This window comes from Micromonospora sp. LOL_015 (assembly GCF_048060275.1).
Lineage (GTDB): Bacteria > Actinomycetota > Actinomycetes > Mycobacteriales > Micromonosporaceae > Micromonospora_E.
The window spans coordinates 1-341 of record NZ_JBHMIO010000213.1; the positions used below are offsets into that span (position 1 = coordinate 1).

Below are 341 nucleotides of genomic sequence, written 5' to 3' on the forward strand. Positions count from 1 at the left end.
GGCAGCTCATCGACGCGATCCGGTGGCGGACCCGGGCCGGCGCCCCGTGGCGGGACATCCCCGACCACTACGGCTCCTGGGCGGCGGCGTACGCCCTGTTCCGCCGGTGGCAGCGCGACGGGACCTGGGCACGGATCCTGACCGCGTTGCAGGCCCTGGCCGACGCGGCGGGACGGATCGTCTGGGACGTGTCCGTGGACTCCACGATCAGCCGAGCGCACCAGCACGCGGCCGGAGCGCGTAAAAGGGGGATCTGCAGGCCGAGCCACCCGGCGGTACCGGGTCGGAACCCGACGACCACGCGTTGGGGCGTTCCCGTGGCGGACGGACCACGAAACTGC

1 pseudogene is annotated in these 341 nt (G+C 73.6%); it reads left to right on the top strand.

Annotated elements, in window-relative coordinates:
• Positions 1–341 (top strand): annotated as a pseudogene (locus ACFHWU_RS29540) (transposase); the annotation flags it as partial.